Here is a 25,907-nt window from a genome sequence, read left to right as displayed (position 1 = left end):
GATTCACTTTGTCTTCCCGAGCAGTGAGAGTGCCGAACGCAGCGCCGACGAAGTCGTCGACTCGGGCGTGTCGGCGAGGACGGAGTCGGTGGCCTGTTCGGCCTGCTTGGCCGCGAAGCCGAGCCCGACCAGCGCCTCGACGATCTGGTCACGAATCGATCCGGCGCCGTTGCCGCTCGCCGATACCGCACCGGCCGGGGATGCGACCGCCTCGACCTTGTCGCGCAGTTCGACGACCATCCGTTCGGCGCCGCGCTTACCGATGCCCGGCACCCGCGTGAGCGCCGCGACGTTCCCATCTGCCAGCGCCGCACGCAGGGCCTCGGGTTCGAGCACGGCGAGGGTGGCCATTGCCAAACGAGGGCCGACGCCCGACACGGTCTGCAAAAGCCCGAACAGCTCCTTCGACTCGGAATCGGGGAACCCGTACAGCGTCATCGAGTCCTCGCGCACGATCATCGCCGTGACCAGTCGGGCCTCGGTCCCACGGTGCAGGCCACCGAGAGTCGCCGGCGTCGCATTGACGCGATATCCCACACCGCCGGACTCGATCACCGCATGGTCGAGGGCGATCTCGAGCACCTCACCGCGGACGGACGCGATCATGATGAACCTGCCTTTTTCAGTTCGGCCAGCCGGGCCTGGTAGCGGCGTCTCTGCTCTGCGGCCGCGGCCTCGGCGCGGGCCATGCGTTCGATCATCGGCGCCCGCCAGCAGTGGCAGATCGCCAACGCCAGTGCGTCCGCGGCGTCGGCGGGCCTCGGTGCGGTCGGCAGCGCGAGGATGCGCATCACCATGGCCGTCACCTGGGCCTTGTCGGCCGAACCACTACCTGTGACCGCCGCCTTCACTTCACTGGGGGTATGGAAGCACACGGGTATGCCACGGCGTGCGGCAGCGAGGGCAACCACGCCACCCGCCTGGGCTGTGCCCATCGCGGTGCGGACATTGTGCTGGGAGAACACCCGCTCGACCGCCACCACCTCGGGGCGATAGAGATCGATCCACCCCTCGGCTGCCTCGGAGATCCGCAGCAGCCGGGCCGACAATTCCAGATCAGCCGGGGTACGCACCACCTCGACCGCCACAGGAGTGACCGTGCGACCGCTTCCACCGTCGACCACGCCGAACCCACACCGGGTCAGACCGGGATCCACACCCAGCACACGCACGCAAAGCCACCTCTTTCGATGCCGAACAGCTGTTCGATAGCTTAGTCGTGGGGTCGGACGAGTCCGCGCACCAACACGCAGAACGGCGGGGAGGGGCAGGCATGCGAGCCTTGCCCCTTCCCCGCCGTGCGATCAGCTCTCGAGTGCCGCAAGAACCTCGTCGGAGAGGTCGACATTGGTATAGACGTTCTGCACGTCGTCGGAGTCTTCGAGTGCGTCTACGAGCTTGAAGACCTTGCGGGCGCCGTCGACATCGACCGGAACCTCGACGGAAGCCCGGAAGTCGGCCTCGGCGGATTCGTAGTCGATTCCCGCTTCCTGAAGAGCGCTGCGGACCGCAACGAGGTCGCCGGGTTCGCTCACGACCTCTAGCGTCTCGCCGAGATCGGTGACCTCTTCCGCACCGGCATCGAGGACGGCCATCAGCACGTCGTCTTCGGTCCGGTCACCCTTCTCCAGAGTGACCACACCCTTTCGCGCGAAAAGGTAGGACACCGAGCCGGGGTCGGCCATGTTCCCACCGTTGCGGGTCATCGCCGTGCGAACCTCTCCCGCCGCGCGGTTGCGGTTGTCGGTCAGGCACTCGATGAGGACCGCGACACCATTCGGACCGTAGCCCTCGTACATGATGGTCTGCCAGTCGGCGCCGCCCGCCTCTTCACCGGCGCCACGCTTGCGCGCGCGTTCGATGTTGTCGTTGGGGACTGACGTCTTCTTCGCCTTCTGGATGGCGTCGTACAGAGTGGGATTTCCCGCAGGGTCGCCGCCGCCGGTACGGGCCGCCACCTCGATGTTCTTGATCAGCTTCGCAAAGGCTTTGCCACGCTTGGCATCGATCACAGCCTTCTTGTGCTTGGTGGTGGCCCATTTGGAGTGGCCGCTCATGCGATTCAAGCCCCTTTCCTGCTGTTTTTGCACGCCGACTGCACGGTTTCAGCTTTGCCGATGTTACCCGCAGCCCGGCAGGCCCCGCGCGATCGGAGTCGCACCTAGCTTGCAGATTTGCTCATTGTTTGCATACAATGCGAACATGTTGATGCGGGTCGATCACAACTCCACCACCCCATTGGCGGAGCAGATCGCCGCTAATGTCCGGGGCGCGTTTCTGCGCGGCGAGATCGGTGCGGGAGACCGCCTCCCGTCCGCGCGAGCCCTGGCCGAGTCCATAGAAGTCAACCTTCATACGGTGCTGCGAGCCTATGCCGCACTGCGCGACGAGGGCCTGATCGACCTTCGGCGGGGCCGGGGTGCGATCATCCGCACCGACGCGGATCCGGTTCGCGCCGGATTAGCCGAAGCCGCACGCGTTTTCGTAGCCGAAGCGAGGCGACTCGGACTCGACACCGACCAGATGCTCGACTTGATCAAGGAGACGACACAGCGATGACGACGCTCCGTACGAGACAGATGGCCGCCACCGCGGCTACGGCCCTGCCCCTCTTCGCGCTCGTGATCGCGAAACTCGCGTGGGGCAGCGGGCTTCCACCCGTGGTCGCCAGCCACTGGTCCGGCATCCGGCCCGACCGATTCAGCGACACTGATACCTATTTCTGGTCGGTCCTCGCCGTCTGCATCGGCGCGACGGTGATCGCCGGCATCGTGGTCAGTACGTCCCGCGCCGACCAGGCGCTGTGGCTCTCGGCGACGATTCTTGCCGGGTGGACTGCGGCGTCGGTGTGGATCGCCAGCGTCGCCGCAACCCTACGAGCAGGCTCCCCCGAGGCCGCGACGCTGGGCTTCTGGGCTCTCCTTCCCGTGCTCGGGATCGTGGGGGCGATAGCGGCGGTAGCTCTGCTCTATCGGATATCACGCAACGAGCGCTACGGGCCCGCACCGACGCTGCCCGACCCCCTGGGGCCCGACGAGCGCGCCGCTTGGACCGGTTACGCCCGCGGGAGATGGGCGTCGGCACTCGCACTGACCGTGACTGCAGCTGCCGTGATGTCCGCGCTACTGGGAGCCCTGTGGCTCGTTGCCGCGTTCCTCGTCCTGGCGGTCGTCGGTGGCGCGTTCGCCTCGATAACCGTGCAGGTCGACCGCACGGGTCTGAGCGTGGCGTCGTGGAACGTGCGATGGCGGAGGATCCCACTCGATTCCATCGCACAGGCACAGGTGGCCGTGATTCGGCCCGGCGACTGGGGTGGCTGGGGCTACCGATTCACGCCACGAGGAACTGCGGTCGTGATCCGTGGCGGCGAGGGAATTGTATTGACCCACAACGACGGCCGCCGGTTTGCTGTCACGGTCGACTCGCCCGAGCAGGGTGCCGCCCTGCTCAATTCCCTGGTGACGCCGCGGCCCGCAAGCTAGACCCCGCGGACGATGTCGACGAACATCTCGTGCACCCGACGGTCGCCAGTCACTTCGGGGTGAAACGACGTGGCCACCACGGAACCTTGCCGCACCGCTACGATCCGTCCGGCTGCCGCGCCGGCCGACTGGGGCACACGGGCAAGAACCTCGACGTCGTCGCCGACCCGCTCGACCCAGGGAGCGCGAATGAAGACGGCCCGCAGCGGATCACCCACGATGCCGGCGAAGTCGACGTCGGATTCGAAGGAATCGACTTGACGGCCGAAGGCATTGCGGCGCACGGTCATGTCGATCGCTCCGAGATGCTTCGCGTCGGGCCGGGTATCGAGGATCTCACTGGCGAGCAAGATCATTCCGGCGCAGGATCCGTAGGCCGGCAACCCTTCGCGCAGGCGCGCCTTCAGCGGTTCGAGAAGTTCGAAGACCTCGAGCAGCTTGCTCATCGTCGTCGACTCCCCACCCGGAATGACCAGGCCGTCGACCTTCCCGAGTTCCTCCGGGCGACGCACGCCCATGGCATCGGCACCGGAATCATTCAGTGCAACAAAGTGTTCGCGGACATCACCCTGAAGGGCGAGCACTCCGACGAGGGGGCGAATCATGCCAGGTTTCCTGTCTCGACGCCATACTTACTCGGGTCACGCTGAATGCGTGTCAGTCCCTCCTGTACAACAGCGGCGACCATCGAGCCATTCCGGTCGAACATCCGCCCCTGTGTGAGGGCGCGTCCGAAACCAGCGGAAGGCGACGTCTGGTCGTAGAGCAACCACTCGTCGGCCCGGAAGGGTCGCAGGAACCACATCGCGTGGTCCAGGGACGCCGTCTGTGTCACCACGCCGCGGTGCGGCACCTTCGAGGCGCCGAGGAGTGTCATGTCGCTCATGTAGGCCAGGGTGCAGACGTGGAAGACCGGATCGTCCGGAAGCGGCTCGCGGTAGCGCATCCACACCCGCTGCTGGGCGGTGATGCCGGGAATCCGGCGGGTGGAATCGGCCGGAACGATACGGACGTCCCAATCCTTCCACTCCTGGTAGAGCTCGGTGGCGGCAAGCTTCTCGATGGTCTGCGTGTCGACGAGGTCTTCGGGTTCGGGGACCGGCGGCATCGTGTCCTGATGCTCGATCCCGGCATCGACCGTGTGGAACGAAGCCGACATGGTGAAGATCGCATTGCCGTCCTGGATTCCGGTCACTTGCCTGGTGCAGAAGGACCGCCCGTCACGAATCCGGTCGACCAGATACACGGTGGGAGCGGACGGATTTCCCGGCCGAAGAAAGTACCCGTGCAGCGAATGGACCCGAAACTCCTCGCCGACGGTGCGCGCCGCGGAGACCAAAGATTGACCCGCCACCTGACCACCGAAGGTCCGTTCCAATACAGACGGGTGGACAGACCCACGGAAGATGTCCTTTTCCAACGTCTCGAGTTCGAGGATGTCCTCGATGCTCGCCATATGCCCTCCTCTTGTGCCTGGTCAAGGTTATCTGCCGCCATCGGGCTCGAGGCACCATGAGAGCCATGACGATGTTCACACCGATGAGCCCGGACGGACTCGTCTCACTCGTTGCCGACCGGTGCGAGGCGGTGGAGGGCACCGCCGCCGTCGCAATCGACGCACCGGACGCTGCACACCCCATCCCGCTGGCCGACGCGGTGTGCCACTCCCTACGGGAGCGGGGACGTCCCTGTGACATCGTGTCGCTGAGCGACTATGTACGTCCCGCATCGCTTCGATTCGAACACGGGCGGGACGACGAACTCAGCTACCGCACGCTGTGGTTCGACTACGACGCCCTCCGCCGCGAAGTGGTGGCCTCTCTTCGCGCAGACCGCAGGTGGCTGCCTCGCCTGTGGGACCAGGGCCGGGACCGGTCCGCCCGCTGCGCGCGGGTACCCGCCGAAGACAAGCAGGTGATCGTCGTGGCCGGCCCGATGCTGCTCGGCCGGGGTCTCGGCTTCGACGTCACCGTGCGACTACACCTGAGCGAAGGAGCTCTGCGACGGCGCACACCGCCCGACCAGCACTGGACGGTCGATGCGCTGTTGCACCATGACGCCGCCACCTCGGAAGAACCCGACCTGCTCGTGCGTTACGACCACCCGCCGAAGCCCGCCGTGCACGTCTTTCGGTGAGGCCTCAATCGGTGCGCAGGAACCTCGTCAGCCCCTCCTGCACCACCGCCGCGACCATGTTTCCCGCCTGATCGAAGATCCGGCCCTGCGCCAGTGCCCGCCCGAACCCTGCGGACGGCGACGTCTGGTCGTACAGCAACCACTCGTCGGCACGGAACGGGCGCAGGAACCACAACGCGTGATCCAGAGACGCCGACTGCGTCGCCACACCGGGGTGGGGCACCTTCGACGCGCCGAGGAGCGTCATGTCACTCATGTAGGCCAGCGCGCACACGTGGAAGACGGGGTCGTCGGGTAGCGTCCGGCGTGACCGAAACCACACCTGCTGTTGGGCGGCGGCGCCGGTCCGACGGTCGATTTCACCGTCCCCGACCATCCGGATGTCCCAATCGGACCACTCACGAGCCAGCCACGCGATCTCCGGGTCTCCCGAGTCACGGGCGAACGGCAACGTCTCCGGCGGCGGGACGACGGGCATCTCGTCCTGATGCTCGATGCCCTCGTCCGCAGCCTGGAACGATGCCGACATGGAAAAGATCGCTTGACCGTCCTGCACCGCACTGACCCGCCTGGTCACGAACGACCGACCGTCCCGGATCCGGTCCACCAGATACACGATCGGCATCGTGGGGTTACCGGGACGCAGGAAGTAGCCGTGGAGCGAATGCACCGAGAAGCGAGGATCGACCGTGCGGACGGCGGAGACCAGCGCCTGACCTGCCACCTGCCCGCCGAAGGTCCGAGGAAGTGTGGTCTCAGTTGCTATCCCTCGAAAGATGTTCTCCTCGAGGTATTCCACCTCGAGGATCTCTTCGATCGTCGCCATCCACGGCCCTTTCCCGCGCTCGTACCGCTACACCGTTCAGGAAACGTGGAAGAACGTTCCCCGAGCCGGAGCCTCACGGTCCCGGCGTTGACTCACACGAGGTGTGAGTCTTCCCGTGGCGATCCCCGCCGCCCGCACAGTGCGGGCCTTCCGTGGGGTTCCATCGGGCTCGTTTACCGTCGCCCCGCAACTCGGGGAGGACGTCTGAACCAGGGCCGCCAGATTGCGGGCCGCATTCAGGTCACGGTCCATACGCAGACCGCAGTCACACTTGAATACTCGTTTCTTCAGGGACAGCTTGGCTTTCACGTCCCCGCAAGCCGAACACGTCTTCGAACTCGGATACCACCGGTCCGCGATGTGCACGGACGACCCACGCCAGGCGGTCTTGCACTCGGTCTGACGGCGCACCTCGCCCATGCCGACCCCAGCAATATGCCGGGCCAGCGACCGGTTCCGCAGCATCCCCGCCACATTCAAATCCTCGAGCACGACCACATCGTGACTGCGGACCAGTCGGGTCGAGAGCTTGTGCAACCCGTCCCGTCGGGCATCTGCCACATACGCGTGCAACCGGGCGACCCGCGCCTGGGTGGCAAGCCACCTGTTCGACGGCTGCTGGCCGGTGCGCTTGTCCCGACCCACCCGGCGAGAAGCTTGTCGCTGCAGGCGGCGCAACTGTTTCTGGGCGTGCTCGAGATGCTTCGGGTTTTCGATCATTTCTCCGGTGGAGAGCACTGCCAGGGTCTTCACCCCGAGATCGACCCCCACCACCGACGGTGCATCCGTCGTCCGCGTTTCGGGTTCGGCGCGCCGCACCTGAACGGAGAAGCAGACGAACCACCGGCCCGCCGAAACGCCACGGTCGCCGACCGGATCCGGGCCGTCCCCGCGTCGACACGGCGGGCGAGTTTCCTCGTGGACTCGTGGGTGCGGACGGTTCCGATCCTCGGTAGTTTCACGTGCCGGCGGTCCGCCTCGATGAGCCCGAAGGCCCCGGTGCTGAACCGGCACGACAGCGCCGACCTCTTGCCCTTGAACCGGGGAAAGCCCACCCGGCGGCCCCTGCGCTTGCCGGACCGGGACGTCGACCAGTTCGACAGTGCGGCAGCGAGGTTCGCCAGCCCGGACGAATACGCCTCCTTCGAGTTCTCCGCCCACCACGGGGCGGTCTCCTCCTTGGCCAGGTTCCAGGCCTTACGAAGAGAGTATGCGGACCAGTCCACGGCCGGGGTCAGATCGTCGTCGGCGATCCGGTAGGACCGTTCCGCGGCCCGCTGATCCAGATTGGCTTTCACCGTGGCCAGCCCCCAGTTGTAGGCGAAACGCTGCGCCCCGCAATGCGACCGCAGCATCGCGTCCTGGGCGGAGGTGGGGTCGAGGGCGAACCGGTACGCCTGCAGCACCGTGTTCACCCGACAACCCCCACGGCCCGCCACCGAATCTCCGCCCCACCCGACTCGAACATACTTTCGACTATAGCGGCATACGCCGACAATCCGTGGGGAAACCCGACAACGGAGATTTCTCCACAAAACAACACAGAATTCCGCATTTCCGGCAACAGTTGCAACCCTCACGTGGGTGAGGGTTCCTCTCGAATCACGCCCCAGATCGTGCGTATCACCGATCGCGCGTGTCACCGATCGTGCGCGTCACTGATCGCGCGTGTCACCAGCCGCGCTCGGCGAGGCGGTGCGGGACGGGGATGTCGTCGACGTTGATTCCGACCATGGCCTCACCGAGTCCGCGGGAGACCTTTGCGAGGACATCAGGGTCGTCGAAGAACGTGGTGGCCTTCACGATCGCCGCGGCACGTTCGGCGGGGTTGCCGGACTTGAAGATTCCGGAGCCGACGAAGACGCCCTCCGCGCCGAGCTGCATCATCATCGCCGCGTCGGCCGGGGTCGCGATACCGCCGGCGGTGAACATGGTGACCGGCAACTTACCCGCCTTCGCCACCTCGACGACCAGATCGTAGGGGGCCTGCAATTCCTTGGCCGCCACGTAGAGTTCGTCCGTGCTCAGCGAAGACAGTCGGCGGATCTCGCCACCGATCGTGCGCATGTGGGTGGTGGCGTTGGACACGTCGCCGGTGCCCGCCTCGCCCTTGGAGCGGATCATTGCCGCTCCCTCGGTGATTCGGCGCAGAGCCTCGCCGAGGTTGGTGGCGCCACAGACGAACGGGACGGTGAATTCCCACTTGTCGATATGGTTGGCGTAGTCGGCGGGGGTGAGCACCTCGGACTCGTCGATGTAGTCGACACCGAGGGACTGCAGGATCTGGGCCTCGACGAAATGGCCGATACGGGCCTTGGCCATGACCGGGATGGACACGGCGGAAATGATGCCGTCGATCATGTCCGGATCACTCATCCGGGAGACACCGCCCTGTGCGCGAATATCCGCGGGAACCCGCTCGAGCGCCATGACCGCTACGGCCCCCGCATCCTCGGCGATCTTCGCCTGCTCGGGTGTGACGACGTCCATGATGACCCCGCCCTTCAACATCTCGGCCATGCCGCGCTTGACGCGCGCCGTACCGGTGGCGGGAGTGGTGTCGGGGGTGCTCACAGCAGTCTCCTGGTTGGGCATTGATTGACTTCGATAACGACATGCGTGCAGAACGAAATTCACGCTGCAGTATTTGATTCTAGGACGACGGTTCGCGACCTTCCGTAGCCAGTCGCCTGTTGCTGGCTTTCTCCGGTCTGCACGGACGGTGCCTACGTTATGGCGCGCACCTCAGGATCGTCCGTGGCCGACGCCACCACGTCCGCCTCGTCCAGTAGATCCGCCAGATCCCGTGGGTAGACGGTCTCCCCCGAGGCGTCCAGTTCGCGGATCGCATCGGCGGTGCACCATCGGTAGCCGGTTATCGAGCGCTCCTCGAGTTCGGTGAACCCGCCGTGGTGTGGCTCGAATCTGTCTGCGCGTAGGGCGAAGAACAACTCCTCGGAGCGGATGAGCTGACCGTTCCAGGAGAACACGGCCACCCGTCGCCACATCGGCCCGCGCAGCGACTCCGCCGAAGCGACGTACCCGGTCTCCTCGGTGATCTCCCGAACCGCCGCGGCGCGCAGGTTCTCTCCCTGCTCGACGGCACCACCGATGGTGAACCAGTAGTAGACCTCGGGGACGGTCGGATCGTGTCCCCTCAATAGCAGGACCCGGCCGCGGTCGTCGAGCAGGACCACCCTCGCTGACGTCCGGACCGAGTCGAGCGCCAGCCCCTCCGTAACGGCGGCCGCGGACGAGCGTTCGGCGATCTCGAAATATGTCGGCAAGGGAGCCATGCCGCCGAGGCGTAGCCATCGGACGGGCCTTCGCGTCCGCAGCGCCAGGGTGTCACGAACGGCATCGTTGTGGAACCTGCGAGCGATCAGCACCCTGGCCTCGGCGTCCGCCAGCTCGGCCACCAACTGCGGTGGCAGCTTGTCGAGGTCGAGGGACGACAGCGCGCTCGACAACGCGTTCTCGGCGACTTCTCGTTCTGCCCGGTCCGACCGTTCCGCCCGCTGGGCAAGTGCCGCGAGCGATCTGCCTTCGGGGGGATCCAAAGCCGCCACTGCCGCTCGCGCGACCACCGCCCGCCGCGCGAGGGCCGCATCGAGGGCCTGCCAGCACAGATCCGAGCGAACGTGCAGCCGGTCGAGTCGATTGGCCGTTCCATACGCCCACAATCCGATTGCGAGCACGACGACCAGCACGAGGACGAGGATCAAGATCGTGAGGGCGGAGAGTGTCATGAGCCGACCTCCCGCACACTGTCACGGCCGACGGTGACCGTCTCGTATACGCGCAAGATCTGTTCGGCCACCACAGGCCAGTCGTACTCGGCGACGACACTTCGCCCAGCGTCGACGAGCGCGGCGCGGCGTGCGGGATCGCTGAGCACCGAGTCGATCCCCGCCGCAAGCGCAGTCGCATCACCGACCGGAACCAGGACGCCTGCCTGTCCGTCACGCAGAACCCGCCGGAACGCGTTCAACTCACTCGCCACGACGGCAGCCCCGGCGGACATAGCCTCCACCAGCACGATTCCGAAGCTCTCACCGCCGAGGTTCGGCGCGCAGTAGACATCGGCACTCCTCAAGGCTGAAGCCTTCTCGGCGTCGTCGACCTGACCCAGGAGACGCAGGTGCGCGGACAGCGGCCCCGCGGCGCGGCGCAACTTGTCCACGTCGCCGCGGCCGACCACCAGCACCTCGAGGTCGGGGTACTTCTCCACCAACGTCGGCAGCGCGCGCAGTAACACATCCATGCCCTTGCGCGGCTCGTCGTACCGTCCGAGAAACAGGACCGTGCGCCCGGCACGCGGATATCCGGGCAGGAGTTCGGCATTCGCGAACGCCTGGACGTCGACGCCGTTGGGAATCTCGACCGCATCGGAACCGAGCGACTCGACCTGCCACCGGCGCGCCAGTTCCGATACCGCGATCCGGCCGCTGATCTTCTCCAGATACGGCTGAAGCACCGACTGAAACGTGCTCAGCACCAACGACTTCGTCGTCGAAGTATGGAAGGTGGCCACAATCGGGCCCTCGGCCACACGCAGAGCGAGCATGGACAGGCTCGGTGCGTTCGGTTCGTGGATGTGCAGGACGTCGAAGTCGTTGTCGGAGATCCAGCGCCTCACCCGGGCGCTGGCGGCCGGACCGAAACTCAGCCTGGCCACCGACCCGTTGTAGGGAACGGGAAGCGCCCGACCGGCGGAGACTACGAAATCGGGGAGATCGACGCCTTCGGAGGCCGGGGCCAGAACGCTCACCTTGTGCCCACGCTCGATCAGCACCTCGGCGAGGTCCACGACGTGGGCCTGCACTCCGCCCGGGACATCGAACGAGTATGGGCAGACCATTCCTATCTTCACGACTTCTCCATGCGCGAGCGCTTGTCCTGCGGCAGATCGTTGAGCCACAGCGGCTGAAGCATGTGCCAATCCTCGGGGTGGGCCGCGATGTTGGCTTCGAACCGCTGCGCCAGTTCCTGCGTGGCCGCGAAGACACCTGCGGTGGTGTCGATCGGTGGGTCGATCCGGAATCCCCACCCGCCGTCGGTGAACCAGCAGTGCACGGGCATGAGCGGTGCGCCGGTATCGATCGCGAGTCTCGCCGGCCCGGCGGGCATCCGCGTCGGCTCACCGAAGAACAAGACGGGCACGCCCTTCTTCGCTAGATCGCGTTCGCCGAGGAGACAGACAATCTTATTGTCCCGCAAGCGCGCCGACAGCTCCGCGAAGGGAGGATTGTCTCCCCCACTGAGCGGGAATATCTCGAATCCGAGACCCTCGCGGTAGTCGACGAAGCGCTTGTACAGCGATTCGGGCTTCAACCTCTCGGCGACAGTCGACAGGGCGCCCCAGTGCTGCACACACCACACTCCCGCCATATCCCAGTTTCCACTGTGCGGGAGCGCCATCACCGCCCCTTTGCCGTTCGCCTTCGCGGCGTCGAGGTATTCCTGCCCTTCGACGAGCGCGTCGAGGGCAGCACCGGTCTTCACGAGGTCCATCGACGGCAGACGGAATGCCTCCCGCCAGTAGCGCGCGTAGGACCGCACCGATGCCCTCATGAGCGAATCCGGAACCTCCTCCGCCGACACACCCAGGACACGGCCGAGGTTCCGGCGCAACTGCTCGGGCCCGCCCCCTCTGACCGCGAGGTCCGCGCCCTTGTCGAACAGGGTCACGGCCACTCGCTCCGGCAGGGCACGCACCAGTCGCCACCCGGCGGCGTAACCCAGGTCGGTCAGGCGCTCCGAGACATTCATTGCGAAGTCGACTGTCCGTCATCGGATGTATCGTCCGTCGCCTGCACCGGCAGCAAGTCCCGTGCGCCGGCCGAACCCCGTACGGCAAGAATCCGCTGGAACACGGTGATCACACTCCCCACCGCAAGCAACCACATGGCGACGTGAATCGCCCATGGGACGCCGAGACCGGTCACGCCCGCACCCACGAGCACCAGGACCAGGCGGTCGGGGCGTTCGATCAGCCCACCGTCCGCGGACAGGCCGCTCGCCTCGGCGCGCGCCTTCGCATACGAGATTACCTGCGAGGTCACAAGGCAGATGAGCGTCGCGACCAGCAGCGGTTTGCTGTTCTCGTGATAGACCGCCCACCAGGCGAGACCGGCAAAGATCGCGCCGTCTGCAATCCTGTCGGACGTGGCGTCGAGCACCGCGCCGAATCGGGTGCCACCGCCTCGTGCGCGGGCCATCGCACCGTCGAGCATGTCGAACATCACGAACAGCCAGATGACCATCGTTCCCCAGAACAAATGCCCGCTGGGAAACAGCGTCACCGCGCCCGCCACAGTTGCGACGGTGCCGATGATCGTGACGGAGTCGGGTGTGAGCCCGGTCTTGACCAGCGCCTTTCCCAACGGTGCCGTCACCTTGGACACGGATGCCCGTCCGAAGAAGCTCAGCACCTCTCCACCCCGTTCTTCACCTCGTGCCAGAACCCCGTACGCGCAAGTCTGCGAACTCGCACGCCATTCATCTAGCGATCACTCATCCAAGCCTTCGCCAGCAATTCCCTCGTCTCCCGCAGCAGCTGCGGCATCACCTTGACCCCTGCGAGCACAGTGATGAAGTTGGCGTCACCACGCCATCGGGGAACGATGTGCTGGTGCAGGTGTTCGGCGAGTGAGCCGCCGGCCGCCCTACCCAGGTTCAGGCCGACGTTGAACCCGTCCGGCCGCGACACCCGCTTCATCACACGCAGAGCCTGCTGCGTGAACGACATCAGTTCGGCGCTCTCTTCCGGCGTGAGATCTTCCAGCGCGGCGACCTTGCGATAGGGCACGATCATCATGTGACCCGGGTTGTACGGGTACAGGTTGAGCACCGCGTAGACGTGCTCGCCGCGCGCCACGATCAGCCCCTCCTCGTCGTCCATTTTCGGGATGTCGATGAACGGCTCATTGAGAGCGTCCCGCGATTTCGGGGCCTCGGCGATGTACGACATGCGATGCGGCGACCAGATCCGCTGAAGGTGATCGGGCTCCCCCGGGCCGCGGTCCACGAGCGGCCCTACACCGCCCGGCATTTCGTCGGCGCCCACTTCCTCGCCTTCGGCCATGCGCGTCACCCCTCCCCGCCCGGTCGAACCAACTCCGCTGTCGGCGAAGCATTTTCACGGCGGACAACCCAGTCGGTGACGATGCGAACCGCTTCGTCGACGGGCACCGAATTGACCTGGGTACCGTCACGGAAGCGGAAGCTCACGGCGTTCGCCTCCACATCGCGGGCGCCCGCGAGGAGCATGAACGGCACCTTCTGAGCGGTGTTGTTGAAGATCTTCTTCTGCATCCGGTCGTCGCTCGCGTCGACCTCCGCTCTGATGCCGGCGCTCTTCAGCCGCTCCACCACGCCGAAGAGGTGATCGGCGAAGGTCTCCGCCACCGGGATGCCCACCACCTGAACGGGTGAGAGCCAGGCCGGGAACGCGCCGGCGTAGTGCTCGGTCAACACTCCGAAGAACCGTTCGATCGAGCCGAAAAGCGCGCGGTGGATCATCACCGGACGCTGCTTCGTGCCATCGCTCGCCGTGTACTCGAGATCGAAACGCTCGGGCAGGTTGAAATCGAGCTGAATGGTCGACATCTGCCACGTACGCCCCAGCGCGTCCTGGACCTGTACCGAGATCTTGGGGCCGTAGAACGCGGCGCCCCCGGGGTCGGGCAACAGGCTCAACCCGGATGCTTCGGCCACCTCGGCCAGCGTCGCGGTGGCTTCCTCCCAGACCTCGTCGTCGCCGACGAACTTGTCCGGGTTCTTGGTCGACAGCTCGAGGTAGAAGTCGTCGAGGCCGTAGTCCTTCAGCAGACCGAGAACGAATTGCAGTGTGGTGGCCAGTTCGTCGCGCATCTGTTCGCGTGTGCAGTAGATGTGCGCGTCGTCCTGGGTCATTCCACGCACGCGGGTCAGCCCGTGGACGACACCCGACCTCTCGTAGCGATACACCGAGCCGAATTCGAACAGCCTGATCGGCAGCTCGCGATACGACCGACCGCGGGAGCGGAAGATCAGATTGTGCATCGGGCAGTTCATCGGCTTGAGGTAGTAGTCCTGGCCCGGCTTGCGCACGGTGCCGTCCTCGTTGCGCTCCTCGTCGATATGCATCGCCGGGAACATGCCCTCGCGGTACCAGTCGAGGTGGCCCGACACCTCGTACAGGTGACCCTTGGTGATGTGGGGGGTGGTGACGAAGTCGTACCCTTCCTCCACATGGCGCTTGCGTGAGTAGTCCTCCATCTCGGTGCGGATGATGCCGCCCTTGGGATGGAACACCGGCAGACCGGAGCCGAGTTCTTCCGGGAAGCTGAACAGGTCCAGCTCCGACCCCAGCTTGCGGTGGTCGCGCCGCTCGGCCTCGGCGAGAAGTTCGAGGTGCCGATCCTGCGCCTCCACCGACTCCCAGGCGGTCCCGTAGATGCGTTGCAAATCGGCGTTGTCCTGGTTACCGCGCCAGTACGCGGCGGAACTGCGGGTGAGCTTGAACGCCGGGATGTGTTTGGTCGTGGGGATGTGGGGGCCACGGCACAGGTCGCCCCAGATCTTCTCGCCGGTCCGCGGATCCAGGTTGTCGTAGATGGTGAGCTCGCTACCGCCCACCTCCATGATCTCCGGATCGTCGATTCCCGACTTGTCGTCGATCAGCTCGAGCTTGAAGGGCTCCGCCGCCAGCTCGGCCCGCGCCTCCTCGACCGACTCGACGACGCGGCGCGAGAAGCGCTGCGACCCCTTGATGATCTTCTTCATCCTCTTCTCGAGGGTGGCCAGATCCTCGGGAGTGAACGGGCGGTCGACAGCAAAGTCGTAGTAGAAGCCGTCCTTGATGGGTGGGCCGATACCGAGCTTGGCGTCGGGGAACTCCTGCTGGACTGCTTGCGCGAGCACATGGGCCGCGGAATGCCGGATGACGCTGCGACCGTCTTCGGTGTCCGCAGCCACCGGTTCGACCTCGACATCGGTTTCGGGCGCCCAGGACAGATCCTTGAGTTGCCCGTCGCCGTCACGGACCACGACGATCGCGTCCGAGCCCTTGCTCGGGTACCCGGCCTCCCGGACCGCTGTTCCGGCCGTAGTCCCCGCGGGCACCCGGACGAGGGTGGCTGGGGCGACAGGTACGGGGGTGGTCACGGCGATGATCTCCTAGGTGGGTGTGCGGCGCGGACATGGTGAATGCGCCAGCCCATGTTATCGGCCCAGCACTGACACCCAACCATGCGTCCGGTTAGAGCGGGCTCTCCAACCATGAATAGTCGAGACCAATCCACGTTCCGACCAGACCGAACGTTCCCAGCAGCCACAGCGTAGTGAGGACAACGGCACACGTCAGAAGGGTGCTCAGCCCCCTGACCACGAGCGATTGCTTCAAGAACCAGGCCATGAACGCGTCGTAGCGCTTGCGCGCGTAGTGCAGCAGACGATGGGCCCACGCGAACTCGGAAGCGAGGATTCCGAGTCCCGCGAATACGATCAGCCAACCGGGGCCCGGATAGGGAATCGCCACGACGCCGGCGGCGAGTACGAGAACGCCGATCACGCCCACAGCGAGGCGGTACGTGAGATTGAGGCTCGGTGAGGCGGCGATGTGCGCACGCCACCTGTGCCAACGACCCTCCGCATCTTGGAATGGGGACAGATCCGAATCGTCCACGTCCCCGAACGCGGGTCCCCGCCCTGCTTCTCCGCCAGCCACCTATCTACCTTACCTAGTGCTACCTGCGGCAGCGCATGATTGCACCGCGGGAATGCGGACCGAATCGAGACAGAACCGACCAACCCTTCTGACAGATCGCGTTCAAAAGCAGAAGAGGACGTCCCCGATGACCGGAAACGCCCTCTTCTGCTACTCGGTGGTCCCGGCTGGGATCGAACCAGCGACCTCCCCGGTGTGAACGGGACGCTCTTCCACTGAGCCACGGGACCGAGACGCGCCAAACACGCACGCTCGAACGAGTTGGAACATTAACACGACCGTGTGGCCGAAAGAAAATCACGCCGGCGAGATTCGCATCGGATCCGCCCTGGACGGACGTGCACCCAGCATCATCCACGCCGCTTCCACCGTCTAATCACTTGACCTGCGGATTTGTGAGATTCACGGATGGTCGGCTAATGTTCTCAACCGCACCACGGAGAACATTCCTCCGCGAGTTCACGGTGCATGCGGACGTGGCGCAGCTGGTAGCGCACAACCTTGCCAAGGTTGGGGTCGCGGGTTCGAATCCCGTCGTCCGCTCGAGAGGTTGGACTCAACCTTCGCGGTGGAGTGGCCGAGTGGTGAGGCAACGGCCTGCAAAGCCGTGCACACGGGTTCGATTCCCGTCTCCACCTCGCGCGATTAGCTCAGCGGGAGAGCGCTTCCCTGACACGGAAGAGGTCACTGGTTCAATCCCAGTATCGCGCACCGAGATAGGTGTAAGACTGCTCGACAGTGTGAGCCCCGGAGACGGTGGCTCTCATGAATGCGGACGTGGCGCAGCTGGTAGCGCACAACCTTGCCAAGGTTGGGGTCGCGGGTTCGAATCCCGTCGTCCGCTCTCTATTCCCCATCCCCGCGCGATTAGCTCAGCGGGAGAGCGCTTCCCTGACACGGAAGAGGTCACTGGTTCAATCCCAGTATCGCGCACCATCTCACGCCCAAAGGCAGTTCAGACCAGGTGTCAACTACTCAGCCCTGAAGGACTGAGCTTGCAGTTGTAACACCCCACTGGCTGTCAGGTGTCACGCCGCACCAGGGACCGTTGACTGGGCCCGGTAGTCCTCGGCGGCTCGGTGTGCGATGTTGTGCGAGCCGACAATATCCGCATGTTCAACGAAACCGCAGTCGAGACAACAGAACCGCTCCTGGTGGGGTCGGTTTTTCTTGTCGATGTGACCACACCCGATACAGCGGCGGCTGGTGTTCGCCGGATCCACCGACAACACCGGCACCCCCACCCGGGCGGCCTTGTAGGAAATGAAGGCCCCGAGCTGGGCGAACGCCCAACTCGAGTGCGTGGCCCGTTGGGGCTTGCGGAGCCGTACCCGCTCGCGGATGCCCGTGAGGTCCTCCAGGGCGATCCCGCGTCCGGTGCGTTCAGCCACGGCCACAACCTTCTTCGATATCTGGTGGTTGACGTCGGCGGCGAACCGGGCTTCCTTCCGAGCCCGGCGCCGCAACAACCGTTTAGCGGATTTGGTGCTCTTTTTCTGCAGAGTGTGCCGGAGTTCCCGGTTACGGGTACGCCGGTCCTTCGTGCTACCCCGCCCGGCAGGGCCGTCCGGGGCGCCGTCCCCGTAGGTGTCGATGAGGTGATCACCGAGTGTCCGGTCGGAGGCCACGGCGATATTCACGATCCCCAAATCCACCCCGATCCACCCGTCCGGGGTGTTCAGATGGTCCCCGGAGGCGACCGGGGGGTCGGGCACATCGCAGGTGGCGATCAAATACGCGGTCGGTGTTCCTCGGCGATCTCTCTGTACGACGAGATCAGTTTCCCCCTTCCGGTACTGCCGGAGCATCGCCACCTGGTCGGGGTGGCCGACGAACCGCAGGTTCTTCACCCGACCGTCGACCGTCCAGATCGACACCGTGCCGCCCCTGCCGCCCGGGTCGTACCCCCAGGACAGGCACCGGTCATCGAACGGTTGCGCCGCGTCCGGGCGGAACCGGATCGGCGTGTTTTCCACCCGCTCCCGGCGCCGGGAGCCTTTCGCTCCGTACCTGCCGTTGCGGAGGTTGGCGCGCAGGCTGGTGTACGAATCAGCGACCTTCCGGATCACCGACTGCGCCACCTGGGCACCCAACCCACCATGCCCGCGGGCGGTGGCATAGGTGACCGCCCGAAGATCACGTTTACGGAACACCCGCTTCTCGTGAGCGATCCGGGCCACCAGGGTGGCGGTGTCGTTGCACACGGCCAGGGTGCGGACCACAGCGTCGAGTTGCTGGGCATCAGCCAGTAACTTCACGCGCACCACCTGCTTCATGCCCCGGACCGTAACAGTGACCACCGACACCAACCGCAAACCCGAACCAAAACGGACGGAGAGGCCGTTCAGATACTCGTGCACGACCCACCAGAGGACGCGATTCCTCCCCGCCCTGAAGGACCGGGGTTCCTCGCTACGCAGGTCTGAACTGCCTTTTCGCGTCAGGCCGCCTGCAGCCTGTTGGCGCCGGAAATCATCGCGCGGAGAGTCGATTCCGTTTGGGACTCGTCGATTCCCATCGCCCACAGTCGGGTTCCGCCACTTTCACAGAGCAAGAAGGTGACCGTGCGGTGCACGAAATTGTCCTGTGCGCGGTGCACGAAATTGTCCTGTGCGCGGTGCACGAAATCGTCCTGTGCGCGGTATCTGATTCCGTGCCGATGGAACGACAAGATCTCGATCGAGAATCCGACGTCGTACAGCATCGACGTCATGGCACCGACAGGTCCCGGCGCCCGTGCTCCCACCTTGCGGATGGATTCGGCTATCCCGAGGGTTGCCTCGAAATCCCACATTCCCAGACCAGACTTCGTCGCCGACCAATTGCCCAGACGGAGCCTTCCGTTCGACGGCGCGTACGTGTCCTCGAATGACGACCAGCTCATTCCGGCCGATTCATTCCGGAGTGCCCACGGCAAAGCACTGTGACGAAGCAAGGCGAACGGGTCGGCCGCCTGGCCAGACGCGAGAAAGGACCCAGCGAAAGAAGTGGAATTGCTCATTACTCTTGGTCTTCCTGAAAGGAGGGGGGACCAACACGTAGTTCGACGACCCGCAGCGGGGGGTCGGTCCGAATCAGACCCCGCTACGGCGGAGAACTACGAGGATGCGCTTCATGGCTGACACTGTAGGCGACGCCTGGCCCACAAGACAACCCTTCGTCTCGACTCCTCGCTTGTCAACCGCGGGCGACGGGCCAACCGATTCCGATATCTGCACACCGGAAGCCGGCGGGCAAACGTAGCTGCGGCCGGGATTCCGCGCGCGACCAGTTCAACGCGGCCGATGCCGAAACTCCAGCCGCGGCCCACTCGGTCATCCTCGTCTCAGATTTGTCCACAGAACAACACGGAGTTCTAATTTTGGGAAACAGTTGCACCTCCATTCCTCACGCCGGACACCTCTCTACGCAACGTCAATCGTGAAACGTCAGCAAATATGGATTACGTATGCACAATCAGCCGCCCATTTGGCAATGCCGTCAACTGTCGGATGTGTCGGACAACCCTCAGCGGAACTTGCGCAAATCAGTCCGAGAAGAACGGTATTCGCCACATCTGATCTGAGCCGCCGGTACAGTCCGTGACCTCCAGCGGCGATCCAGCCTCGCTGGTCGGATCGACGATAGCCAAACAAATGTTCTCGCCTCCCGAGAAGAAGAGATTGCCTATCACTCCGCCGGAAGTCGCACCGTTCACCACATTGTCGTCATGGCGCCACTCCTGTGTGTTGAATCCGTTGCAGCCGTTCACATTTACCAGAGTTCCATCGGCAGGGGGCGCGACCACATTGCCCAGTTCATCCATCGTCTGAATGTCCAGACACTTGCTCGTTGCCGGATTGAAAAGCTGCCCGTCAAGGCCGACGACCCAATTCTGATTGTCGGCTCCGGTAGGTTGCTCCATGAGCACCTGAGTTCCGTTCACGGCGCCCTCCGGCGACTCCAAGACGAGATCGTTCATTCCGATAATCGGGCCCGGTTCATCCCTCGCCGTGGGGGTAAAAGTACTGATCGAATGCGCGGGAACATCGTCCGTCATCACGGTGGCGGTGACCATTGGGCTGAACGCCAAGTTCGCCAATACAACCGTCAAGCCAATCGCGGACATCATTGCACTGACCCGTCGTAGAGACATGGTTCTTTCTGCTAATGAAACTATAGTGAGCGCCGAAAGTCGTGTCGAGCCCTAGAAACTCGACCTCGGCTGGCGAAACGGTGGCAGGTCTTGTTCTGCCGATAGCGGGGCGTGCACGCGGTGCGCATCCGGTAGTGTCGGGCACTTCGGGTGGGAGGTAGGTGGTTGCCGAGCCGACCCTCCTAATGGACAGTGAGAACTGCACCAAAGGAACTGAAGGGCATGGTGGATCAGCTGTGACTGTCGAGATCAACCCGGCCGGCATCTGGGATTCGGAGGCGATTGCCGATGTGGCCGCGGCCACCTTCCCGCTCGCCTGCCCGCCCCACGCGACAGAGGAAGACGTCGCCACATTCATCGACGACGTACTCTCGGCCGAGCGGTTCTCCGAGTACCTCACCGACCCGAACCGCACCGTCCTGAAGGTCACCCACGACGGGTCGATCGTCGGCTACGCGATGCTGATCGACGGTGAGCCCGCCGACGCGGACGTGCAAGAGATGGTGTCGTTGCGTCCGACCACGGAGATCAGCAAGCTGTATGTGCTCCCCGGGAGCCACGGGACCGGTGTTGCATCCGCCATGATGGATGCGATCGTCGAACGCGCAACCGCCGCCGGGTGTGCCGGGCTGTGGCTCGGGGTGAACCAGCAGAACGTCCGCGCACAGCGGTTCTACGGAAAACATGGATTCACGAAGGTCGGAACCAGAACGTTCGTCGTCGGCACACAGGTGCACCACGATTACGTGATGCAACGGGCGTTGTGACGAGACGAACTCAGCTGGCGGCGACCTCGAAGCGTGAGAGTGCGAGCAGACGCGATGTGGCACGCAGATACTTCTTCCGGTACCCACCGGCGAGCATCTCGGGCGTGAAGATCGTGTCGAGCTTGGCGCCCGACACCGCGACCGGGATGCCCGCGTCGTACAGACGATCGGCGAGAACCACCAGTCGCAGCGCCACAGACTGATCCTCCGCCGGGCGAATACCGTCGAGAAAGACCGCCGAAACGCCCTCGACCAGCTTGTTGTAGCGGGACGGATGCAAAGTGCTGAGGTGTTTGCATAGCTCGTCGAAGTCGTCGACGGTGGCGCCTGGGATGGCATCGGCGCGGTCGACCAGTTGCTCGGAGGTCATCGGGTCGGGGGCCGGCGGCAGGTCGCGGTGACGGTAGTCGGGCCCATCGACCCGGATGGTTTCGAAGATGGAGCCCAGCTTCTTGATCTCGCGTAAGAAGTCCTGCGCCGCGAACCGGCCCTCGCCAAGCTGACCGGGCAGTGTGTTCGAGGTCGCGACGATGGAGACACCCCGGACCGACAGTTCCGACAACAGCCGCGATATCAGCATGGTGTCGCCCGGATCGTCGAGTTCGAACTCGTCGATACAGAGCACACTGTGTTCGGACAGTTCTTCGACGACCTTGTTGAAGCCGAGAGCACCGACCACATGGGTCAATTCGACGAACGTACCCATCGCCTTGGGCGCCGGGGCGCTGTGGAAGATCGACGCGAGAAGGTGTGTCTTACCGACACCGAAGCCGCCGTCGAGATAGAGCCCGGCGCCGACGGTCTGAGTCTTCTTGCCGAACAGCCCACGTCGCCCGCCGCCACGGATCTTTGCAACCTTCCCGACAAATTCCTCAGCCTTCGCGACTGCGGCAGCCTGGCTCGGTTCTGCTGGATCCGGGATATATGACGCGAAGCTCACCTCGTCGAACGTGGCCGGCGGTACCATCTGAGCTACCAACTGATCGGCCGGCACCACTGGGCTTCGGTCGACTAGGCGTGCATGCATACACGAAGAGTATCGACGTGATGAGATCACCTAAATGCGCCGTGCACATTTTGCGACGAACTTCACATCCGGCGACGGAGAGCTGACCGAGAGCGCTCTGCGTGAACTCTACGCATACCCCCGACACCTGCCCCGTCCGTGGATTCGCACCAACTTCGTGTGCAGTGTCGACGGCGCCGTCTCCGTCGATGGCCGCAGCGGCGCGCTCGGAACTCCTGCGGACAAACAGGTCTACGACACATTGCGCGAGCTGGCCGACGTTGTGGTGGTGGGAGCGGGAACGGTGCGCGCCGAGGACTATGGGGGCGTTCGCATCGGCCCCGATGGTCGGCAACGCCGGATCGAGTCGGGAATGTCGGATCTTCCACCGATCGCCGTCGTCTCGGCCCGCGCCCACCTCGACCCGCACTCACGGCTGTTCGCGGACACCGACGTCACACCGATCGTCTTCACATGCGCGGACGCGGACCCTGGGAAGGTCTCGGATCTGGCGAACGCGGGAGCCCGCGTGGTGACGGCCGGCGAACATGAAGTGACCAGCACCGGCCTGGTCACCGCGTTGGACGAGCTGGGGCTGCGCAGGGTGCTGTGCGAAGGCGGCCCGAGCTTGTTCGGCCGACTCGCCGGCGACGACTGTGTGGACGAACTGTGCCTCACCACAGCGCCCGTTCTCGCCGGTGGAACCGCAGGCCGGATCGCTACGTCGCCGCGCGCACAAGTCACCGCGATGACTCCGGCGCACATCCTCGCCGACTCCGACGGAACCGTCCTCACCAGATGGGTGCGGGTGCCCCAGCTGTGACGGAACCTGGCAGGCTGTTCGGCATGCGCAGACCGGTATTGCTCGCGATGGTTCTCGTGGTGTGCAGCGCGTGCGGTGCCGGACCATCCAACCGGCCGCACGTGGCCGTGGAGCGCGAGGGCGGCGGCAGCGAGCCCACCGCTACCGCGCCCGCAACCGGGAACCCTGACGCCTCCCTACCGGAACTGCAGGTCCCGAGGGCGGATCTGGCGTGGTCCGATTGCACGCAGAGCACTCTCGCGGATCTGGACCCGGGTACACAGGCACCGCCCGGCCTCATCCTCGAATGCGCCTCGTACGAAGCCCCGGTCGACGCCAGTGGCGCCCTGCCGAACACATTCACGATGGGCGCGCTGCGGGCGCGGCTGTCCGACACACCCGAGAACGTGGCACCGCTGATATTGACGTCGGGGTCGGATCGGTCATCGAGCTCGACCCTCGCAGCCCTGAGCACAGGCGACCTGACGCCCCTGCTGTCCACCCGGCCGGTGATCGCCTTGGACCGCCGCGGCATCGGGTCCTCCCAAAGGATCGAGTGCCTCACGCCGCAATTGCGGCGCGGCCTGGCCAATCTGGGACAGTTCGACCCGGGCCCGGGCGACCAGGTGGACAAGGTTGCGGCGCTCAGTCGGGACGCGACCATCGCCTGCACCGACTACCTTCAGCCACAAGAGCTGGCTTTCGACAGCGCCCATGCCGCCGACGACATCGAGACGCTGAGGCGAATCTGGGACGTCGATTCGATAGGGCTCCTGGCCACTGGCAACGGCAGTGCCGTCGCTCTCAGCTACGCTGCCGAGTACCCGGACCGAGTCGGTCGGCTCATCCTCGACTCCCCCGAGGCGACCACCGTGGATGCCGTCACCTCCACCGAGCAGCGGCTCGCCGGTCAGGAATCGGCCTTCGACGCCTTCGCCAGCGCATGCACAGCCCTGGACTGCTCCCTCGGCCCCGATCCGCGCGCAGCGATGACGGACGCGGTGGCCCGCGCCTCGAACAATCAGATTCCGCAGGTGTCCGCGAACGCGCTCCTCACCGCGGTGACCGGCACGCTCGCAGCGACCGGTGGCGACCGGCTCGGGCGCATCCGGGCGCTTTCCGATGCGGTGTCAGCCGCAGTCGCCCGCGAGACCGCACCGATCCTCGCGCTTGCGGAACGGGCCGAGGCCGCCTTGGAGAGCGACGGACAGTTGATCACGCGATGCACCGACGGCCAGCAGTGGCCGGGGCCCGACCGGGTTCGGGAGCTCGAGGGTCTGTGGGGCGAGCGCTTCCCCCTGTTCGGATCGAGCGCGGCCATCGGACTACTGGCCTGCACGTCGTGGCCTGCGACGACGCCTCCTGCCCTGCCCACCGAACTGAACATGCCGGTGCTCGTGCTCGACGGTATCGCCGATCCGCTGGTCGGGAACGCCGGCGTCGGGGTCGTGACCGGAGTCGTGTCCGGCGCAGGGGCAACCACCGCCACATCGACGTGGCACGGCAGCGGCCACCCGGCCACGCAATCGGCCTGCGCACAGAGCTCGATTGTCGCCTACTTGTCCGACGGTGCGCTGCCTCCGGACGGCAGCGTCTGTCCCGCATAGCGCAGGCCTCGCGCCGACTTCACAGGGGGTGCGTGACCGCACGTCAGGGCATCTCGGTGTACCGTGCCGTAGTGTTCCTTCGACAACTCGAACCGCGCACCGGGCGGACTGCCAACGAGGTGATCAGCTTCGCGCTGTGGCCGATCGCCATCATGACTGTGCTGCATCGAGTAGTCGTGAAAGCGGTCAACGGCTACATCACCGATGATTTCCGGCCCGTCTACAACGCGGCACTGGCCTTCCTCAACGGTCGCCCGGTGTACACCGCAAACTTCAACTGGGTGGATCCGCACTACCTCTATCCCCCGTCCGGCACATTGCTGATGGCCCCGATCGCGGTGATCGACCCCGAGAGATCTCGCTGGTTGTTCATCCTCGCGAACGCGATCGCCATCCTCATAGCCTTGTACCTGCTTCTGCGCATGTTCGACCTGGGGTTGAATTCCATCGCGGCCCCGATCCTGCTGTTGGGCACGTTCTCGTCCGAGACGGTGACGAACACGCTCGTCTTCACCAACATCAACGGCCTCGTGCTGCTCGGCGAGATCGGGTTCCTCGTGTTGCTGATGAAGCGGAAGGATCTGTGGTCCGGGGCGGCGATAGGGCTGACCTTCGCGGTCAAACCCATCCTGGCGCCACTCATGCTCCTACCGCTGGTACGGGGGCAGTGGAAGGTCTTCATCACCGCCATCGGCATCCCGCTCATCCTCACCGCCGTGGCGTGGCCGCTGTCCGCGGATCCGATGGATTTCGTGCGCCACACGATGCCGTACCTGATGGAGTCGCGGGACTACTTCAACAGCTCGATCGTCGGCAACGGGAAGTACTACGGCCTCCCCACCGCCATGATCTTCGGCCTCCGCGCCGCCTTCGCCGCCATGGTGCTCGTGTCCCTGTGGTTGCTCTACCGCTACTACCGCCACGACGAACTCTTCTACGTGGTCACCACGTCCGGGGTCCTGCTGACAGCGTCGTTCCTGCTCTTGTCGCTCGGCCAGATGTACTACTCCATGATGTTGTTCCCGCTTCTGATGTCGGTGGTGCTCCGTAATTCGGTGATGCGAAATTGGCCGGCCTGGCTGGCGGTGTACGGCTTCATGAGCTATGACAGTTGGTTGTCGAACCGGTTCATGGAGATCGGCCGTACCGCCGAGTACATGAAGACCACGCTCGGGTGGAGCCTGCTACTGCTGGTGATCTTCGGTGTGCTGACCGTCCGCTACGCCATCGCGCGACGCGAAGGTCGACTCGACCAGGGGATCGACCCCGCCTTCCTTCTCGAGCCGGGCAAAGGCCGGCCCGACGGTCCGCCCGCCCCCGAGGCCGGTGATCAACCAGAAGCCGAGTCGACCCCCGTCAAGACCTAGCCCGTCAAGACCTAGCCGCGACCGAACCCCACCAGACCGAACAGACCAACTCGGACGAAACGTATTA

Annotated in this window: 27 protein-coding genes and 6 tRNA genes; 12 read left to right on the top strand and 21 right to left on the bottom strand. The window is 65.0% G+C overall.

Annotated elements, in window-relative coordinates; translation table 11 throughout:
* Positions 1–3: 3 nt before the first annotated feature.
* The 3 genes from ruvA to BFN03_RS06780 form a co-directional block, all read right to left on the bottom strand.
* The gene (gene ruvA / locus BFN03_RS06790) at positions 4–606 is read right to left on the bottom strand and encodes a Holliday junction branch migration protein RuvA (protein ID WP_070378374.1); all 603 of its coding nucleotides are present in this window, start codon (positions 604–606) and stop codon (positions 4–6) included.
* Positions 603–1,172: a crossover junction endodeoxyribonuclease RuvC gene (gene ruvC, locus BFN03_RS06785; RefSeq protein ID WP_070378373.1), complete on the bottom strand. Its 570-nt coding sequence runs from the start codon at positions 1,170–1,172 to the stop codon at positions 603–605. The genes ruvA and ruvC overlap by 4 nt, the downstream gene beginning before the upstream one ends.
* 132 nt (positions 1,173–1,304) lie before the next feature.
* Positions 1,305–2,057, bottom strand: coding sequence for a YebC/PmpR family DNA-binding transcriptional regulator (locus BFN03_RS06780; RefSeq protein ID WP_070378372.1), 753 nt, complete (start codon positions 2,055–2,057; stop codon positions 1,305–1,307).
* Positions 2,058–2,202: 145 nt separating this feature from the next.
* On the opposite strand from BFN03_RS06780, the gene BFN03_RS06775 reads away from it, so the two are divergent.
* The gene (locus BFN03_RS06775; protein ID WP_070380684.1) at positions 2,203–2,559 is read left to right on the top strand and encodes a GntR family transcriptional regulator; all 357 of its coding nucleotides are present in this window, start codon (positions 2,203–2,205) and stop codon (positions 2,557–2,559) included.
* On the top strand, positions 2,556–3,482 hold the full coding sequence (locus BFN03_RS06770) for a hypothetical protein (RefSeq protein WP_070378371.1): 927 nt from the start codon (positions 2,556–2,558) through the stop codon (positions 3,480–3,482). The genes BFN03_RS06775 and BFN03_RS06770 overlap by 4 nt, the downstream gene beginning before the upstream one ends.
* On the opposite strand, the gene pdxT is transcribed toward BFN03_RS06770, so the two are convergent.
* Together pdxT and BFN03_RS06760 are read right to left on the bottom strand one after the other, a co-directional pair.
* Entirely contained in the window at positions 3,479–4,087 is a 609-nt protein-coding gene (gene pdxT, locus BFN03_RS06765; protein WP_070378370.1) for a pyridoxal 5'-phosphate synthase glutaminase subunit PdxT, read from the bottom strand. The genes BFN03_RS06770 and pdxT overlap by 4 nt on opposite strands.
* Positions 4,084–4,938, bottom strand: coding sequence for an acyl-CoA thioesterase (locus tag BFN03_RS06760; RefSeq protein ID WP_070378369.1), 855 nt, complete (start codon positions 4,936–4,938; stop codon positions 4,084–4,086). The genes pdxT and BFN03_RS06760 overlap by 4 nt, the downstream gene beginning before the upstream one ends.
* Before the next feature lie 56 nt (positions 4,939–4,994).
* On the opposite strand from BFN03_RS06760, the gene BFN03_RS06755 reads away from it, so the two are divergent.
* Positions 4,995–5,618 (top strand): hypothetical protein, encoded by a 624-nt coding sequence (locus tag BFN03_RS06755; RefSeq protein ID WP_084385521.1) that lies wholly within the window; start codon positions 4,995–4,997, stop codon positions 5,616–5,618.
* A gap of 4 nt (positions 5,619–5,622) precedes the next feature.
* Here the strand turns inward: BFN03_RS06755 and BFN03_RS06750 are convergent, their stop codons facing one another.
* From BFN03_RS06750 to BFN03_RS06700, 12 genes are all read right to left on the bottom strand, one after another.
* Positions 5,623–6,444 carry an acyl-CoA thioesterase gene (locus BFN03_RS06750; protein ID WP_070378367.1) on the bottom strand — a complete coding sequence of 274 codons (822 nt, stop codon included), beginning with the start codon at positions 6,442–6,444 and terminating at the stop codon, positions 5,623–5,625.
* Positions 6,445–6,480: 36 nt separating this feature from the next.
* Positions 6,481–7,263 carry an RNA-guided endonuclease InsQ/TnpB family protein gene (locus BFN03_RS20590; protein ID WP_232320447.1) on the bottom strand — a complete coding sequence of 261 codons (783 nt, stop codon included), beginning with the start codon at positions 7,261–7,263 and terminating at the stop codon, positions 6,481–6,483.
* Entirely contained in the window at positions 7,194–7,859 is a 666-nt protein-coding gene (locus BFN03_RS20585; protein ID WP_198163406.1) for a helix-turn-helix domain-containing protein, read from the bottom strand. The genes BFN03_RS20590 and BFN03_RS20585 overlap by 70 nt, the downstream gene beginning before the upstream one ends.
* A gap of 256 nt (positions 7,860–8,115) precedes the next feature.
* Entirely contained in the window at positions 8,116–9,018 is a 903-nt protein-coding gene (gene pdxS, locus BFN03_RS06740; protein ID WP_070380683.1) for a pyridoxal 5'-phosphate synthase lyase subunit PdxS, read from the bottom strand.
* A 152-nt stretch (positions 9,019–9,170) separates the two neighbouring features.
* Complete coding sequence (locus BFN03_RS06735) at positions 9,171–10,193, bottom strand: NUDIX hydrolase (protein WP_070378366.1); 1,023 nt, start codon at positions 10,191–10,193, stop codon at positions 9,171–9,173.
* Complete coding sequence (locus BFN03_RS06730; protein ID WP_070378365.1) at positions 10,190–11,317, bottom strand: glycosyltransferase family 4 protein; 1,128 nt, start codon at positions 11,315–11,317, stop codon at positions 10,190–10,192. Before BFN03_RS06730 ends, BFN03_RS06735 begins: the two co-directional genes overlap by 4 nt.
* Positions 11,314–12,216, bottom strand: a complete 903-nt coding sequence (locus BFN03_RS06725; protein ID WP_070378364.1) for a phosphatidylinositol mannoside acyltransferase — start codon at positions 12,214–12,216, stop codon at positions 11,314–11,316. The genes BFN03_RS06730 and BFN03_RS06725 overlap by 4 nt, the downstream gene beginning before the upstream one ends.
* Positions 12,213–12,878, bottom strand: coding sequence for a phosphatidylinositol phosphate synthase (gene pgsA, locus BFN03_RS06720; RefSeq protein WP_070378363.1), 666 nt, complete (start codon positions 12,876–12,878; stop codon positions 12,213–12,215). The genes BFN03_RS06725 and pgsA overlap by 4 nt, the downstream gene beginning before the upstream one ends.
* 71 nt (positions 12,879–12,949) lie before the next feature.
* Positions 12,950–13,531, bottom strand: a complete 582-nt coding sequence (locus BFN03_RS06715; RefSeq protein WP_070378362.1) for an HIT family protein — start codon at positions 13,529–13,531, stop codon at positions 12,950–12,952.
* A 5-nt stretch (positions 13,532–13,536) separates the two neighbouring features.
* Positions 13,537–15,594 (bottom strand): threonine--tRNA ligase, encoded by a 2,058-nt coding sequence (thrS, locus tag BFN03_RS06710; RefSeq protein WP_070378361.1) that lies wholly within the window; start codon positions 15,592–15,594, stop codon positions 13,537–13,539.
* A gap of 94 nt (positions 15,595–15,688) precedes the next feature.
* Positions 15,689–16,114, bottom strand: coding sequence for a TIGR02611 family protein (locus BFN03_RS06705; protein ID WP_070378360.1), 426 nt, complete (start codon positions 16,112–16,114; stop codon positions 15,689–15,691).
* A 200-nt stretch (positions 16,115–16,314) separates the two neighbouring features.
* Positions 16,315–16,386: transfer RNA gene (locus BFN03_RS06700), tRNA-Val, on the bottom strand.
* Positions 16,387–16,626: 240 nt separating this feature from the next.
* On the opposite strand from BFN03_RS06700, the gene BFN03_RS06695 reads away from it, so the two are divergent.
* The 5 genes from BFN03_RS06695 (at position 16,627) to BFN03_RS06675 (ending at position 17,092) form a co-directional block, all read left to right on the top strand.
* Positions 16,627–16,699, top strand: a tRNA-Gly gene (locus BFN03_RS06695).
* Positions 16,700–16,723: 24 nt separating this feature from the next.
* Positions 16,724–16,794: transfer RNA gene (locus tag BFN03_RS06690), tRNA-Cys, on the top strand.
* Between the two features lies 1 nt (position 16,795).
* Positions 16,796–16,867 (top strand) — tRNA-Val (locus tag BFN03_RS06685).
* A 60-nt stretch (positions 16,868–16,927) separates the two neighbouring features.
* Positions 16,928–17,000 (top strand) — tRNA-Gly (locus BFN03_RS06680).
* Between the two features lie 17 nt (positions 17,001–17,017).
* Positions 17,018–17,092 (top strand) — tRNA-Val (locus BFN03_RS06675).
* A gap of 92 nt (positions 17,093–17,184) precedes the next feature.
* Here the strand turns inward: BFN03_RS06675 and BFN03_RS06670 are convergent.
* The 3 genes from BFN03_RS06670 to BFN03_RS06660 all read right to left on the bottom strand — a co-directional run bounded on the left by BFN03_RS06670 (position 17,185) and on the right by BFN03_RS06660 (position 20,213).
* On the bottom strand, positions 17,185–18,432 hold the full coding sequence (locus BFN03_RS06670) for an RNA-guided endonuclease InsQ/TnpB family protein (RefSeq protein WP_070380682.1): 1,248 nt from the start codon (positions 18,430–18,432) through the stop codon (positions 17,185–17,187).
* A gap of 164 nt (positions 18,433–18,596) precedes the next feature.
* The gene (locus BFN03_RS06665; protein ID WP_070378359.1) at positions 18,597–19,157 is read right to left on the bottom strand and encodes a 2-isopropylmalate synthase; all 561 of its coding nucleotides are present in this window, start codon (positions 19,155–19,157) and stop codon (positions 18,597–18,599) included.
* Between the two features lie 525 nt (positions 19,158–19,682).
* On the bottom strand, positions 19,683–20,213 hold the full coding sequence (locus tag BFN03_RS06660) for an RICIN domain-containing protein (RefSeq protein ID WP_157109568.1): 531 nt from the start codon (positions 20,211–20,213) through the stop codon (positions 19,683–19,685).
* A 314-nt stretch (positions 20,214–20,527) separates the two neighbouring features.
* On the opposite strand from BFN03_RS06660, the gene BFN03_RS06655 reads away from it, so the two are divergent.
* Entirely contained in the window at positions 20,528–21,058 is a 531-nt protein-coding gene (locus tag BFN03_RS06655; RefSeq protein ID WP_070378357.1) for a GNAT family N-acetyltransferase, read from the top strand.
* A 10-nt stretch (positions 21,059–21,068) separates the two neighbouring features.
* Here BFN03_RS06655 and zapE read toward each other — a convergent pair whose 3' ends face one another.
* A complete protein-coding gene (gene zapE / locus BFN03_RS06650) occupies positions 21,069–22,085 on the bottom strand; it encodes a cell division protein ZapE (RefSeq protein WP_070378356.1) in 1,017 nt (338 codons plus the stop codon).
* A gap of 34 nt (positions 22,086–22,119) precedes the next feature.
* Between zapE and BFN03_RS06645 the strand changes: the two genes are divergently transcribed.
* From BFN03_RS06645 to BFN03_RS06635, 3 genes are read left to right on the top strand one after another with little or no spacing between them, the layout of a single operon-like run.
* On the top strand, positions 22,120–22,887 hold the full coding sequence (locus BFN03_RS06645; RefSeq protein WP_070378355.1) for a pyrimidine reductase family protein: 768 nt from the start codon (positions 22,120–22,122) through the stop codon (positions 22,885–22,887).
* A gap of 23 nt (positions 22,888–22,910) precedes the next feature.
* Entirely contained in the window at positions 22,911–24,473 is a 1,563-nt protein-coding gene (locus BFN03_RS06640; protein ID WP_070380681.1) for an alpha/beta fold hydrolase, read from the top strand.
* A 32-nt stretch (positions 24,474–24,505) separates the two neighbouring features.
* Complete coding sequence (locus BFN03_RS06635; protein ID WP_070378354.1) at positions 24,506–25,840, top strand: glycosyltransferase family 87 protein; 1,335 nt, start codon at positions 24,506–24,508, stop codon at positions 25,838–25,840.
* The last annotated feature ends 67 nt before the right edge of the window (positions 25,841–25,907 follow it).

The organism is Rhodococcus sp. WMMA185 (assembly GCF_001767395.1).
GTDB lineage: Bacteria > Actinomycetota > Actinomycetes > Mycobacteriales > Mycobacteriaceae > Rhodococcus_F.
This window is presented reverse-complemented; position numbering and strand designations above follow the sequence as displayed.